This window comes from Asticcacaulis taihuensis (genome assembly GCF_900100255.1).
Classification (GTDB): Bacteria; Pseudomonadota; Alphaproteobacteria; order Caulobacterales; family Caulobacteraceae; genus Asticcacaulis; species Asticcacaulis taihuensis.
Map to the genome: position 1 here is coordinate 153,703 of NZ_FMTS01000001.1, position 13,624 is coordinate 167,326.

The 13,624-nt window shown below is 58.4% G+C and carries 13 protein-coding genes; 7 read left to right on the top strand and 6 right to left on the bottom strand.

Annotated elements, in window-relative coordinates; genetic code table 11:
* The first annotated feature begins 4 nt into the window (after positions 1–4).
* From BLO49_RS00670 to BLO49_RS00700, 7 genes are all read left to right on the top strand, one after another.
* Positions 5–1,114 carry a cysteine desulfurase family protein gene (locus BLO49_RS00670; RefSeq protein WP_090642964.1) on the top strand — a complete coding sequence of 370 codons (1,110 nt, stop codon included), beginning with the start codon at positions 5–7 and terminating at the stop codon, positions 1,112–1,114.
* Positions 1,114–2,580 carry a Fe-S cluster assembly protein SufB gene (gene sufB, locus BLO49_RS00675; protein WP_090642966.1) on the top strand — a complete coding sequence of 489 codons (1,467 nt, stop codon included), beginning with the start codon at positions 1,114–1,116 and terminating at the stop codon, positions 2,578–2,580. Before BLO49_RS00670 ends, sufB begins: the two co-directional genes overlap by 1 nt.
* A 13-nt stretch (positions 2,581–2,593) precedes the next feature.
* Positions 2,594–3,343 (top strand): Fe-S cluster assembly ATPase SufC, encoded by a 750-nt coding sequence (gene sufC / locus BLO49_RS00680; RefSeq protein WP_090642969.1) that lies wholly within the window; start codon positions 2,594–2,596, stop codon positions 3,341–3,343.
* Positions 3,340–4,410 carry a Fe-S cluster assembly protein SufD gene (gene sufD / locus BLO49_RS00685; protein WP_090642971.1) on the top strand — a complete coding sequence of 357 codons (1,071 nt, stop codon included), beginning with the start codon at positions 3,340–3,342 and terminating at the stop codon, positions 4,408–4,410. The genes sufC and sufD overlap by 4 nt, the downstream gene beginning before the upstream one ends.
* Positions 4,400–5,614: an aminotransferase class V-fold PLP-dependent enzyme gene (locus BLO49_RS00690; RefSeq protein WP_090642974.1), complete on the top strand. Its 1,215-nt coding sequence runs from the start codon at positions 4,400–4,402 to the stop codon at positions 5,612–5,614. Before sufD ends, BLO49_RS00690 begins: the two co-directional genes overlap by 11 nt.
* Before the next feature lie 72 nt (positions 5,615–5,686).
* The gene (locus BLO49_RS00695; RefSeq protein ID WP_090642976.1) at positions 5,687–6,031 is read left to right on the top strand and encodes an SUF system Fe-S cluster assembly protein; all 345 of its coding nucleotides are present in this window, start codon (positions 5,687–5,689) and stop codon (positions 6,029–6,031) included.
* 2 nt (positions 6,032–6,033) lie between these two features.
* On the top strand, positions 6,034–6,420 hold the full coding sequence (locus BLO49_RS00700) for a HesB/IscA family protein (protein ID WP_090642980.1): 387 nt from the start codon (positions 6,034–6,036) through the stop codon (positions 6,418–6,420).
* On the opposite strand, the gene BLO49_RS00705 is transcribed toward BLO49_RS00700, so the two are convergent.
* From BLO49_RS00705 to BLO49_RS00730, 6 genes are all read right to left on the bottom strand, one after another.
* Positions 6,421–6,825: a hypothetical protein gene (locus tag BLO49_RS00705; RefSeq protein ID WP_090642982.1), complete on the bottom strand. Its 405-nt coding sequence runs from the start codon at positions 6,823–6,825 to the stop codon at positions 6,421–6,423. It lies immediately after the preceding gene.
* Between the two features lie 58 nt (positions 6,826–6,883).
* Positions 6,884–7,627 carry a lysophospholipid acyltransferase family protein gene (locus BLO49_RS00710; RefSeq protein WP_090642984.1) on the bottom strand — a complete coding sequence of 248 codons (744 nt, stop codon included), beginning with the start codon at positions 7,625–7,627 and terminating at the stop codon, positions 6,884–6,886.
* Positions 7,628–7,703: 76 nt separating this feature from the next.
* Positions 7,704–8,762 (bottom strand): GGDEF domain-containing protein, encoded by a 1,059-nt coding sequence (locus tag BLO49_RS00715; protein ID WP_090642987.1) that lies wholly within the window; start codon positions 8,760–8,762, stop codon positions 7,704–7,706.
* A gap of 131 nt (positions 8,763–8,893) precedes the next feature.
* Positions 8,894–10,360, bottom strand: a complete 1,467-nt coding sequence (locus BLO49_RS00720; RefSeq protein ID WP_090642989.1) for a DEAD/DEAH box helicase — start codon at positions 10,358–10,360, stop codon at positions 8,894–8,896.
* A gap of 205 nt (positions 10,361–10,565) precedes the next feature.
* Positions 10,566–12,632, bottom strand: a complete 2,067-nt coding sequence (gene parE, locus BLO49_RS00725) for a DNA topoisomerase IV subunit B (protein ID WP_090642991.1) — start codon at positions 12,630–12,632, stop codon at positions 10,566–10,568.
* Positions 12,633–12,760: 128 nt separating this feature from the next.
* The gene (locus BLO49_RS00730) at positions 12,761–13,408 is read right to left on the bottom strand and encodes a TorF family putative porin (protein ID WP_090645912.1); all 648 of its coding nucleotides are present in this window, start codon (positions 13,406–13,408) and stop codon (positions 12,761–12,763) included.
* Between the last annotated feature and the right edge of the window lie 216 nt (positions 13,409–13,624).

Consider the following 13,624-nt stretch of genomic DNA (forward strand, 5'->3'; position numbering starts at 1 on the left):
GAGGGTGAGTGATATCCTCTATCTCGACCATGCTGCGACCTCGCCGCTTCGCCCTGAAGCGCGCGAAGCGTTCCTGCGTGCGGCCGATATGGGTGGCAATGCCTCCTCGGTGCATAGCCTGGGGCGCAAGGCCAAGCTGATCCTGGAAGAGGCGCGCAACGATATTCTGTCAGGTGTCGGTGCGGTTGGCATCGGCGGCCTGGTCTTTACCTCCGGTGGCACGGAAGCCAATGCCCTGGCCCTGCATCAGGCGAACGGTTACGATTACACAGTTTTTTCCGCCGGCGAGCATGACAGCATCTATGGCGCAGTCTCCGGCGCTGTAATTGCGGCCCTGAAAGCCTCCGGCGAGATCGACCTGACCGCGCTGGAAACCTTGTTAGAGCGCGATGGTCGGCCGTTTGTCTCGATCATGCTGGCCAATAACGAAACCGGCGTGATCAATGATGTTGCCTGTGCCGCGTCACTGATCCACGCCCGTGGAGGCTGGCTGCATGTCGATGCCGTGCAGGCGCTGGGCAAGATCGCTATCGATTTCTCCGAACTGGGCGCGGATTCACTTTCATTGAGCGCCCACAAGATCGGTGGCGGGCAGGGCGTCGGAGCCCTGATCTATAACCGCGATCATGCGCCGAAAGCCCTGATCACCGGCAGCGGCCAGGAACTGGGTTTGCGCGCCGGCACGGAAAATATCGCCGGCATCGCGGCCTTTGCCGCGGCGCTTAAGGCTTGCCACGGCGCATCCAAGGATTTATGCAGCGCACAAAATTCGGTCGAGGCCGCGTTAAAAACGCTCGGCGTCACCATATTGGGTGAAGCGGCGGCGCGTGTGCCAGGCATTCTCTATATCGCGCAACCCGACTGGGTGTCGAACCTGCAACTGATCCATATGGACATGGCCGGGATTTGCGTCAGTTCGGGTGCGGCCTGTTCGTCCGGCAAGGTGAAGTCAAGTCGCGTGGTCACAGCGATGGGGCGGCCCGACCTGGCGGACAAGGGGCTTCGTATCTCCACCGGCTGGACCACGAAGGCGGAAGACTGGCAGCGTTTTTATGACGTGTGGTCAAAGGGTTATGAGGTGTATTTGAAGCGTCATGCGAAAGAACTGGTGTAATGGCTGCGGTTAAGGAAACCATCGAGACGGTCGCCGGGCTGGAAACCTACGAGCACGGCTTTGTCACCGATATCGAAATGGAGTTCGCCCCTAAAGGATTGAACGCCGAAACGTTACGCTTCATTTCCGCCAAGAAGAACGAGCCGGAATGGATGCTCGAAATGCGTCTGGCCGCCTATGAGCGCTGGCTGACCATGGAAGAGCCAGACTGGGCCAAGGTCAATTACCAGAAGGTCGATTATCAGGACCTCTACTATTACGCCGCGCCGAAGAAGAAGGCAGGGCCGAAATCGCTCGACGAGATCGATCCCGAACTGCTGAAGACCTATGAGAAGCTGGGCATTCCGCTGAAGGAGCAGGAAGTGCTGGCGGGTGTGGTCGGCGCGCCGAAATATGCCGTCGATGCTGTGTTTGACTCAGTGTCGGTCGTCACCACTTTCAAGGATGAATTGAAAAAACACGGCGTGATTTTCTGTGCCATTTCAGAGGCCTTGCGCGAATATCCTGACCTTGTGCGTCAATATCTCGGTTCGGTCGTGCCGGTATCGGACAACTATTTCGCCGCCCTGAATGCCGCCGTCTTTTCGGATGGGTCTTTTGTCTATGTGCCGCCGGGCGTGCGCTGCCCGATGGAACTGTCGACCTATTTCCGCATCAATGCCGAAAACACCGGCCAGTTTGAGCGCACCCTGATCATCGCCGATAAGGGCGCTTATGTTTCCTATCTCGAAGGCTGCACGGCGCCGCAACGCGACGAAAATCAGCTTCATGCCGCCGTGGTTGAACTGGTGGCGCTGGATGATGCCGAGATCAAATATTCGACCGTGCAGAACTGGTATCCGGGCGATGCCGAAGGCAAGGGCGGTATCTATAATTTTGTCACCAAGCGCGCCGATTGCCGCGGTGCGCGTTCCAAGGTGTCATGGACCCAGGTGGAAACCGGCTCTGCCGTGACCTGGAAATATCCCTCGTGTATCCTGCGCGGCGATGAGAGCATCGGTGAGTTTTACTCGATCGCCGTCACCAATGGCGCGCAGCAGGCCGATACCGGCACCAAGATGATCCATCTCGGCAAGAACACCAAGTCGCGCATCATCTCCAAAGGTGTGTCAGCAGGCAAGTCGTCCAATACCTATCGCGGTCTGGTCTCGGCCCATGCCAGGGCGACCGGCGCGCGCAACTTTACCCAGTGCGACAGCCTGCTGATCGGCAAGACCTGCGCGGCCCACACCGTGCCCTATGTCGAGAGCGATACAGCCAGGGCGCAGTTCGAGCACGAGGCGACAACGACGCGCCTGTCCGAAGATCAGCTCTTCTATGCCATGCAGCGTGGCCTCAGCCAGGAAGAGGCCGTGGCCCTGCTGGTCAATGGTTTCGTGCGCGATGTGTTGCAGGAACTGCCGATGGAATTCGCCGTTGAGGCACAAAAACTGGTAGCCATCTCCCTGGAAGGGAGCGTGGGTTAGGAAATTGACTATTATGCTTTCGATCAAAGACTTATCCGTCGCTGTTGACACCAAACAAATCCTGAAAGGCCTGTCGCTGGACGTGCCTGCCGGTGAGGTACACGCCATCATGGGGCCGAACGGCGCCGGCAAGTCGACGCTCGGCTATGCGCTGGCCGGCCGCCCGAACTATGAGATCAAGGGTGGCAGCGTCGATTTCAACGGTGTGGACCTGCTGGACAAGGACGTGCATGAGCGCGCCGCCGCTGGCCTCTATCTGTCGTTCCAGTATCCGCTGGAAATTCCCGGCGTGCCGGCCCTGACCTTCCTGCGCACGGCTCTGAATGCACAGAAGAAGCTGCGCGGCGAAACCGAGATGTCGGCGCCCGATTTCCTCAAGCGCGTCCGCGAAGTCGCCAAGACCCTGAAGATCGACATGGACATGCTGAAGCGTCCGCTCAATGTCGGTTTCTCCGGCGGCGAAAAGAAGCGCATGGAAGTGCTGCAGATGGCGCTGCTGGAGCCGAAGTTCCTGATTCTCGATGAGACCGATTCCGGTCTCGATATCGATGCGCTGAAGGTCGTCTCCGATGGGGTCAATGCCCTGCGTTCGCCCGATCGCGGCATGCTGGTCATCACCCACTATCAACGGTTGCTCGATCATATCAAGCCCGACCGCGTCCATGTGCTGGTCGCCGGCAGGATCGTCCGTTCGGGCGGGCCTGAGCTGGCGCTGGAACTGGAAGCCCACGGCTACGACCAGTATCTGGGGGAAGCGGCGTGACCCTTCCCGCGCTCGACATTTTCGATCCGTCGTCCTATCCGACGCGCCGCGACGAGGAGTGGAAATATTCCGACCTCAGCCGCGTTTTGCGCGAGGCGCCAAAGAAGGCGATGGTCGTCCGCACGCTCTCCGAACTGGAAGCGGAGCCGGATGGCTTCGTCTATTTCTCGGCCGATGAAGCCGGTTTCGATGGTCTGCAACAGGCCGCCGATTTCGCCATGCGGAAATCCCACGGCCGCCTCTATATTGACGGCAATGATTTCGGAGACGAGGACGGTTACCTCGGCTATCAGGGCCGCGGTGAGATCAACCTGGCCGCCGGTCAGGAACTGGTGGTCTTTGAGGACTATACCGGCGCCTTCGATTACGCTGTCCATAGCCATCTGCGCTTCGCCTTGGCCGAAGGTGCCAAGCTCACCCGCGTGGTGATCCTGGATGAGCCGGAAAGCGCCGTGTCGGTACGCCAGTCAACTATTGAGACCGCGCCGGGTAGCGTCTTCAAGCAATACGTCTTTTCGACCGGTGCGAAGTTCCAGCGCTTCGAGACCCATGTGAACCATGCCGGCCATGGCGCGGTTGTCGAAATGAACGGCGCGTATCTGCTGAAGGACAAGCGCCATTTCGACCTGACCACGCGCGTGAACCACGCCGAGATCGATGGTGAAACGGCCCAGTTGATCAAGGGATTGGTCAAGGACACCGCCACCGGCGTCTTTCAAGGCCATATTCTGGTCGAAAAGGGCGCGGACGGCACCGACGCCCGTATGCGCCACCAGGCCCTGATCTTGAACGATGGCGCTCATATCCGTGCTAAGCCTGAACTGGAAATCTATGCCGATGACGTGCAGTGCGCGCACGGCAATACGATCGGTGCGCTGGACGAAGAAGCGCTGTTCTTTTCGATGAGCCGTGGCATTCCGGAAGAAACGGCGCGCGCCATGCTGACCCACGCCTTTGTCCTGCCGGTGGCGGATCAGATCGAAGATGAGGTTTTGCGCGAGACAGTGTTGAATTTCCTGGAAAATGCCTCCGAAGGCATGAAGGAGGAGCGCGCGAATGCCCTTTGATGTCGAAAAAGCGCGTGCTGATTTTCCGATCCTGTCGCGCGAGATCAGGGGCAAGCCCCTGGTCTATCTTGACAGCGGCGCCTCGGCACAAAAGCCCAATGCCGTGATCGATGCCATGTCGCACGCCATGCGCCATTCCTATGCCAATGTGCACCGGGGCCTGCATACCCTGGCTAACGAGACGACAGACGCCTATGAGGCCGGCCGCGAGACTGTGGCGCGCTTTATCGGCGCGCAGACGAACGAGATCGTCTTCACCAAGTCGGCGACGGAATCGATTAATCTGGTCGCCAATAGTTGGGGCGAAAGCCTTGAGGCCGGCGATGTGGTCCTGACGACCGAGATGGAGCACCACGCCAATATCGTGCCGTGGTACATGCTGACGCAGCGCAAAGGCGTGAAGCTGGTCTATGTGCCGATCCTCGATGATGGTTCGCTCGACATGGTCGCCTTTGATCAACTGTTGACCCCGCAGGTCAAGCTGGTCTGCGTCGCCCATATGTCGAATGTGCTGGGCACGATCAACGACGTTGCCGACATCATCGCCAAGGCCCATGCGATGGGCGCCAAGGTCATGGTCGATGGCTGCCAGGGCGTGGTCCACCTGCCTGTTGATGTGAAGGCGCTTGATGCTGATTTCTATGCCTTCTCGGCCCACAAGCTTTATGGCCCGACCGGCTTGGGCGTGCTTTATGCCAAGGCCGAATTGCTGGAAGCCATGCCTCCCTGGCAAGGCGGCGGCGAGATGATCGCGCACGTCACCAAGGAAAAGATCACCTGGAACGAACCGCCGCACCGCTTTGAAGCGGGCACGCCGGCCATTCTCGAAGTGATTGGCCTGAAAGCGGCTATCAACTGGCTGTCGCAATTTGACCGCGCCGAGGTCATCGCTCACGAACACGCCTTATATCAGCGTGCCCACGATGCCCTGACGCAGATCAATTCCCTGCGCGTCCATGGCGAGGCTCCGGGCAAGGGCTCGATCCTGACCTTCAGTCTTGGGCAGGCGCACGCGCATGACGTGGCGCAGATCCTTGACCGGTACAATGTCGCCGTGCGCGCTGGCACGCACTGCGCGGAGCCTTTGATGACCCGATTGGGCGTAACCTCTACCGTTCGCGCCTCTATCGCCCTATATAATACGGAAGCCGAGATCGATGTCCTGGCCGAGGCTGTCGCTAAAGCCCAATCCTTCTTCGCGTAAAGAGTGAATCCAATGACCGAAGCTCCAGAATCTCAAGAACTATCACAAGAGTCATTGTTTAGCCTGGAAGATATGGGGGCCAACCAGCCTTCCGCCTTGGCGCAGGAAGAATTGACGCGCCTGACCGACGACCTGATCGCGGCTTTCAAGACGGTTTTCGATCCTGAAATCCCGGTCGATATCTACGAACTGGGCCTGATCTATCGCGTAGACGTGTCGGATGACCGAGACGTGGTTGTCGATATGACCCTGACCGCACCGGGCTGTCCTGTAGCCGGCGAAATGCCAGGCTGGGTTAAGGAGGCCGTGCTGACCGTCAAGGGCGTGCGCGATTGCGAAGTCAATCTGGTGTTCGATCCACCCTGGGAGTCGTCGAAGATGAGCGACGAGGCCAAGCTGCAACTGAATATGTTCTGATCATGGAAGTACAAGTCACCCCTCGCGTTCGCCGTCCACGTCCTGCCGTTGTCTCCCTGACTGACGCGGCCGCCGCGCAGGTCAAGGCCATTATGGCGAAAGCCGAGAAGCTCTATGTCGGGCTGCGCGTCGGCGTGAAGCAGGGCGGCTGTGCCGGTCAGGAATATGTGCTTTCCTATGCCGAAGAGGTCGGGCCGATCGATGAGGTCGTCACTGACAAGGGCGTGACCATCCTGATCGAGCCCAAGGCGGTTTTGTATCTGGTTGGGACGGTCATCGATTACGAGACGACCAAGCTGGCCTCGAAGTTCGTCTTCAACAATCCGAACGAAACGGATGCCTGCGGTTGCGGCGAGAGCGTGACGATCAAGCCTGCGGACGGCGAATAGTCAGCCACAGGCCAGTCTGGCCGTGTTTTCCTGTAGCCAGGTAAGCGCGTCATCCAGCGAATCGAAGGATTTCCTGATATCACGAGGGAACAGGCTATCAACGGTATGGACGCGCCGGGCGTCCAAAGGATTATTGACGATGATCGCCGCTTTCAGGCTGTAATCAATGCCTTGTGTGCGGCCTTCCCACCAGACAGCGAAGCGTTCAAGCTCATTGACATCAACCAGTCCATCGGCGCGGCGATAGTCCAGAAGGCGATTGTATAGCCACGGTTCTTCGAGGCTGGCATAGGTCTCGATCCATTTGTCAACAAGGGCCTTGCTGTCTATATCGCCGCTGATATTGAAAACGATCAGATTCTGGTCTTCATCAATACGTGCGCTGATACGAAAGCCGCGAGGCATAAGAAACTCCAAGATCCACCGGTACGGTTAATCATAGCCTGCACCCCCTAAAAGAGACTTAATCGCTCACCAGTACAGAAGGGGTGAAAGGCGCACCTGTCGCCTCGCTGATCAGCGCCTGCGAACGCGCCTCGATGCGGTCGCGCAGGGTAGCCAGGAATTCGTCCTTCCCCATGCCTGGCCGTATCGGCTCAAGAAATTCCAGGACGGCCGTGCCCGGAGTCTTCTTGTAATGATCCTCCTGCCAGAACAGGCCCAGATTGGTGGCGACCGGCACCACAGGCATATTGAAACTATTCATCATGTGCCAGACACCGGAACGATAGCGACGATAGGTGCCGGGCGCGTTCAGGTGGCCTTCCGGATAAATCAGAATGCTGCGACCGTCCCTGGCGGCGTCCGCCGAGCGATTGGCCAGAGCCTTGCGCGCTTCTATACCACCGCAGTTATTGACGACAATGGCACCCAGCTTGGAGAGGAGGGTGCTTATAAGCGGAAATTTTTCCAGATGATCGCCGGTAACGAAGGCCAGATCATCGAACTGAGAGTAGATGCAGAAGCCGTCGCCCCAGCTATGATGCTTGCAGGCGAAGATTACCGGCTGGGCCGGAATATGCTCACGGCCGCGGACCTCCAGCCGGATGCCGGCGAATATCCGCATCGCCTGTACCATGCGGCGCGTGTAGCGCTGTATGATCCACTTGACCGGCTTGCGCCCTGGAAAAAGCGTCAGGACCAGCGCCATCAGGCTGTAGGTAACTGACAAAAACCAATAGACGACGGCAAACAGAAAGCTGCGCATGATAGACGGATCCCAAATTGACAACACCACCTGAACATTGTTCAAATGGTGTTGTCAATGGTAATTCAGGGCAGGCTTAGGCCGCGTTGGAATCCGTTTTTAACGACTCGGCAATGGTCACCTTGTTGCGGCCATTATTTTTGGAGGTATAGAGCGCCTTGTCGGCCCGATCGAGCAGGTCGAAGGAATCCTCGGCATATTCGCGCTGGGCGATGCCGGCCGAGATGGTGACGGTGCCCAGGTCTTCGTTGGTGGAGCGGCGCTTGAGAACACGCGAAGCGATTTCACTGCGGGCTTCATTCAGAAGCCGTTCGACCGTATCACAGGTTTCACCAGGGAAGAGCAGTCCGAATTCCTCGCCACCGTAACGGGCAGCCAGGCGTGGCGGACGGCCAATACGGGCCAGGACCGAAGCGACATAACGCAGCACCTGGTCGCCGGTCTGATGGCCCCAGGTATCGTTGAAGCGCTTGAAATGATCGATGTCGATGACGGCCAGGGTCAGCGGGCTGGAAATATCATCGTTTTCGCAGTGACGATCCAGGGCTTCGTCAAATGACTTGCGATTTGCCAGGTTTGTCAGGGCGTCAGTCATGGCCTCCATGCGCACCTGATCCAGATGCTTGCGCAGGCGATTGACCTCGCGCGAGGATTCCGAGAGACGGCCCTCCAGCAGGGAATGGTGATCGAGAACGGTTGTGGTGGCTTCCGTCAGGCTGTCGATCAGGCTCTTGAGTGCGACGGCCTCAACCTCGCTCATCGACTTGCGGGCCCCCTCCAGGGTTTCGCCATAGGTCTTCTGCGCCTTCTGGGCCTCGACGATCACTTCTGTGATGGAGGCCAGTTCGCGCGTCAGCTTCAGGCCGGCATCGCGCACTTCATCATTAAGCTTCAGGCGGGCAATGAACTTGCTGGCCAGGCTTTCGGAAATGTCTTCAGTAATGGTCTCGCCGGCGGCAACAAGTCGCTGGATTTCCTGCGCCAGGGGGCATTCCGGATCACCGGCGACATAAAGCCAGATCTCATAGTTGAGCGGGGTCGGCCAGACGCCGTGATCCTGCATCAGGCGCAAGGCTTCGCCGGCTAAGGCATAGGCGGCAGGACTTCTTACGCTGATCTCTATGTCGTTGTTCATTCGTTCTTCTGGCCCCCTTTCAGGAACCTTCCCTGGCGGTCTCGTGCGGCCTGATTCTTCTGGACGCACTCGCACCTTAAACGAACTTCTCTGACAGGCGGTTAACGGCCAGAAGGCAAACGCAGCAAAATTCAGTCCTTGAGCGGCGTTGCCCGCATTAAAAATGCCGGCATGTGATCACCAAAGGGCGTTTCATTTGATGACTTGGCTTTTGATTTTTCTTCGTTTTTTTCTTTCTTGCCCGTACGGCGGGCCGCCTTGGCAGGCCGTGCCTCCTGTACATCCGGCGCCGAAATTATTTCTTCGGAAACCGACTTTTTTTCTGCCTTAACCGGCTCAACGGGAGCGGATTGAGTAGCTGAGCGTTCGCGGGGCTTGTGATCACGCTGCGACCTACCTCTGGTTTTGCCTGATTCGCGGCGAGGTTGCCGTGAGCCTTCGCGTGGCGCATCGCTGAGCGCAGAATAATCGACATCAAGCTCAAGATTGGCTGGCTCTTTCTTAATGAGCTTGACGACCTTGTCGTAGTTTTTCTCATCGTGTGGCGACAGCAGCAGGTAGGTTTCGCCTGTCCGTCCGGCGCGCCCGGTGCGGCCGATCCGGTGGACGTAATCGTCGGCGTGAATCGGCGCGTCAAAGTTGAAGACATGCCCGACCGCTGGGATATCCAGACCGCGGGCGGCGACATCCGAAGCGACCAGCAGGGTCAGTTCGCCCTTACGGAAAGCATCGAGCGTCTTCATGCGCAGCGACTGATCCAGGTCACCATGGATAGGTGCGGCATTGAAACCGTGAACGCTCAGGGACTTGGCGACGATATCGACATCGGTCTTGCGATTGCAGAAAACGATCCCATTCTGGATATCGAGTGTTTTGAGAAGGGCGCGCAGGGCGATCCGCTTGGCCTTTACGTCCTTGTGCGGCACGCGCAGCACGTACTGGGTGATGTTTTCGTTGGTCGTGGCTGGGCGGGAAACTTCGATGCGGACCGGATTTTTCAGGAAGGCTTCGGTCAGGCGGGTAATTTCCGGCGGCATGGTAGCCGAGAAGAACAGGGTCTGTCGCGTCGGCGGGGTCAGTTTGAAAATACGCTCGATATCCGGGATGAAACCCATATCGAGCATCCGATCCGCTTCATCGACCACCATCATGGTGACGCCATTGAGCATGACCTTCGAGCGCTCGAACAGATCGAGCAGACGGCCCGGCGTGGCGATCAGCACATCAACACCCTTATCGAGCTTGGCCACCTGGTCCGCCATGGAGACGCCGCCGATCAGAAGCGCCCAGTTCAGCTTGTGGTATTTCGCGTATTTCTCGAAAGCTTCCGCAACCTGGTCAGCGAGTTCACGCGTCGGCTCCAGCACAATGGCGCGCGGCATACGGGCGCGGGAACGGCCAGCGGCCAGTTTTTCAATCATCGGCAGGGTGAAAGCGGCGGTCTTGCCGGTACCGGTCTGGGCAATGCCAAGGACATCGAGGCCAGTCATGGCCACTGGAATGGCCTGTTCCTGAATAGGGGTAGGGGTATCGTAGCCGGTTTCGGCAACAGCCTTGAGGACCTGTTCGCTCAGGCCCAAATCGGAAAATTTCGTCATGACACTCTTTGAATGGAATGCATTTCCATCCGGGCAAGCGATCTTACGGGGCTGGGAATGCGGCGCGCCGATCGTGGCGCTAAGGATGGGCGGCCGGTGCCTGCGAAACCGGAGCAAGGCTCAGGCGCAGACACGCGCGAACCGGATATTTCGGCTCGCGCGTGTCTGATACCAGAATTTACAACAATTAACAGGCTTTTTTAGATTAGACGTCCAGGTCATCCGCCACGAACTCGGCATGATCCTGAATATAACGAAAGCGCAGTTCCGGCTTGCGGCCCATCAGGGTCTCGACCAGGTCTTCGACATCTTCCTCATCATGGGGCAGGGTAACGCGGGCAAGAGTCCGCGTCCTGGGGTCCATGGTGGTTTCCTTGAGTTGCGCCGGCATCATTTCGCCAAGGCCCTTGAAGCGGCCGATTTCCGGTTTCTTGCCCTTGAAATGCTTTGCCAGGATTTCAGCCCGGTGGGCGTCATCCTTGGCGTAATGGGTCTCCTTGCCGTGGCTGATGCGATACAGCGGCGGCATGGCCAGGAAGAGATTGCCGTTGCGGATCATGTTGGGCATGGTCCGGTAGAAATAGGTAATCAACAGGCTGGCAATGTGAGCGCCATCGACATCGGCATCGGTCATGATAATGACCCGCTCGTAACGCAGATCCTCTTCCTTGAACCGGGCACCAGGCTGCACGCCGAGCGCCAGGCCGAGATCCGACAGTTCCACATTGGCGCGCGCTTTTTCGCCGGTCGCCGAGGCCACGTTCAGTATCTTGCCGCGCAGGGGCAGAATGGCCTGGGTATTGCGGTTGCGGCCTTGCTTGGCGGAGCCGCCGGCCGAATCACCTTCGACAATGAACAACTCAGTGCCTACGGCGTCCTGGCGGGCGCAATCGGCCAGCTTGCCCGGCAGGCGCAGCTTGCGCGTAGCGGAGGCCCGCGCCACTTCCTTGTCCTTGCGGCGCTTCAGACGCTCCTCGGCGCGCTCGACAATGAATTGCAGGATGCGATCGGCCTGCTTGGGGGATGAGGTCAGCCAGTGGTCGAACGGATCGGCCAGTGCTTTCTCCACCAGACGCTGAGCGTCACTGGACGACAGGCGGTCCTTGGTCTGGCCCTGGAACTCCGGATTGCGGATGAAAACCGAAATGACGATGCCCGCCTGGGCGGCAACGTCTTCGGCGGTAATCAGGCCGCCACGCTTATCGCCGGTCATTTCGGCGTAAGCCTTCAGGGACCGGGTAAGGGCGGCGCGCAGGCCGGCCTCGTGCGTACCGCCATCGGGCGTGGGAATAGTGTTACAGTAACTCTGGCAGAAGCCATCATGCTCACCGAAACCGGCGCCGGACCACACCACGGCCCATTCGACGGCCCCGGCCTCACCTTTACGCTCGACCCGTCCGGAGAAAATGTCCCCCAGGGTTTCGGTATCCTTGACGCGCTCGGCCAGGTAATCCGCCAGGCCGTTCGGGAAATAGAATTTATCCTCGGCCGGTGTCTGGTCGTGGATCAGTTCTGGTGCGCATTTCCAGAAAATCTGTACGCCGCGGAAGAGGTACGCCTTGGCCTTGGCCATGCGGTACACGCGCGCCGGTTTGAAGCGGGCCTCAGGCCCGAAGATTTCAGGGTCAGGCAGGAACCGTTCCAGTGTGCCCTTCTTCTTTGAGGGGCCGACCTGGATGACATCGGTCAGCTTATGACCTTTGGAGAAATTTTGCTGCCACTCGTAGCCATCGCGCCAGACGGTCACTTCCAGTTTTTCGGACAGGGCGTTGACCACCGAAATGCCGACGCCATGCAGGCCGCCGGAGGTTTCATACGCCTTGCCCGAGAATTTGCCGCCAGAGTGCAGCATGGTCAGGACGACTTCAAGCGCCGATTTGCCGGGATATTTCGGATGCGGATCGACCGGGATGCCGCGGCCATCGTCGCGCACACTCAAATAGCCGTCCTTGTCCAGCTCCACCCAGATTGCCTTGGCGTGACCGGCCACGGCTTCGTCCATGGCGTTATCAAGCACCTCGGCGAAAAGGTGGTGCAGGGCCTTCTCATCCGTGCCGCCTATATACATGCCAGGGCGCTTGCGGACAGGCTCCAGCCCTTCAAGCACCTCAATACTTGAAGCGCCATAACCGGGATCTACTGTGACCGGCGCGTGCTGTTTGGTAGGCGCAGGCGTGGTCCGGGCAGCGGGCGCAGAGGCTTCCGGCGAAGGCGAGGCGGGCTTTTCAGGCTCATCCCCAAAAAGCGAGGATTGCGGGATATTGGACGTCATAACTCTAACATGGGGTGATTCGGCTCTCAGTCATAAAGAGGCAACAAGCAACCCACAATAAAAAAGGCCGCGAACCCGAAGGTTCGCAGCCAGCTATTTCTTTACCCTTGGTCAGGCTTAGAATTTTTTTAGAACGACGCCTTGATGGTGGCGGCGAAGGTTGAAGGCTGCTTCGAGGCATCGGCCCAGCGCAGATCAAGACCCAGTGTATCGTTGATGGCGTAGGTGAAGCCGATATTCTTGGTGGTGTAGCCGTACATTTCGTAGTTACCCAGGGCGCCCGAAACCGACCACTTGTCGGTCAGCGGATACGAAGCGTTGACTTCATAGTACGGATCTTCGAGGGTTTCGGCATCGAGGTACATGGCAGCACCGATCGTACCTTTGCCCATCGGATGGTTTACTGCGGCCTTCAGTTCGCTGATCACGTCACCGCCGGAAGACGGATAGGTATATGCAATAGCGCCGAAGTCGAAGTGGAAGTCGCCGGCCGAAGGCGTAAGGCCCATATACAGGTCGAGTTCGGTATCGGCATTCCCGTCGCCATAAGGGAAGTCAACGTTCGACGCCCAGGCGCCGGCATAGAACATGCCCTTGGAGTAGTCGATGCCGCCTTGCAGAGCCGCGTTGTTGTCGGTTTGGGTGACACCGCGCCAGACATAGTTGCTGGTCACAGCGATATTGTAGCTCAGGTGACCGGCATCGTCTTGAGCCATTGCAGCCCCGCCGGCGAAAAGTGCGCTGATGGCAACAGCGGCGACAAGAGTCTTTTTCATGATCATATCCCAGTTCAGTGGTTGGCGCCGGTTCGTAATGGCCGGCTCAGGAGGATTTGGTGTGTGACGGTAAAGCCGAAGTTAATCTAGCAAGTTTTTAGGGCGAGCAAAGTCCCCTAATGTCATTTAGCAACGCTTTGATGTATATTTACAACGTTTGTTTCAATGGCTTAATGCGCGCCGACCGCACTTGAAACCTAACCTGATGACCTTTAT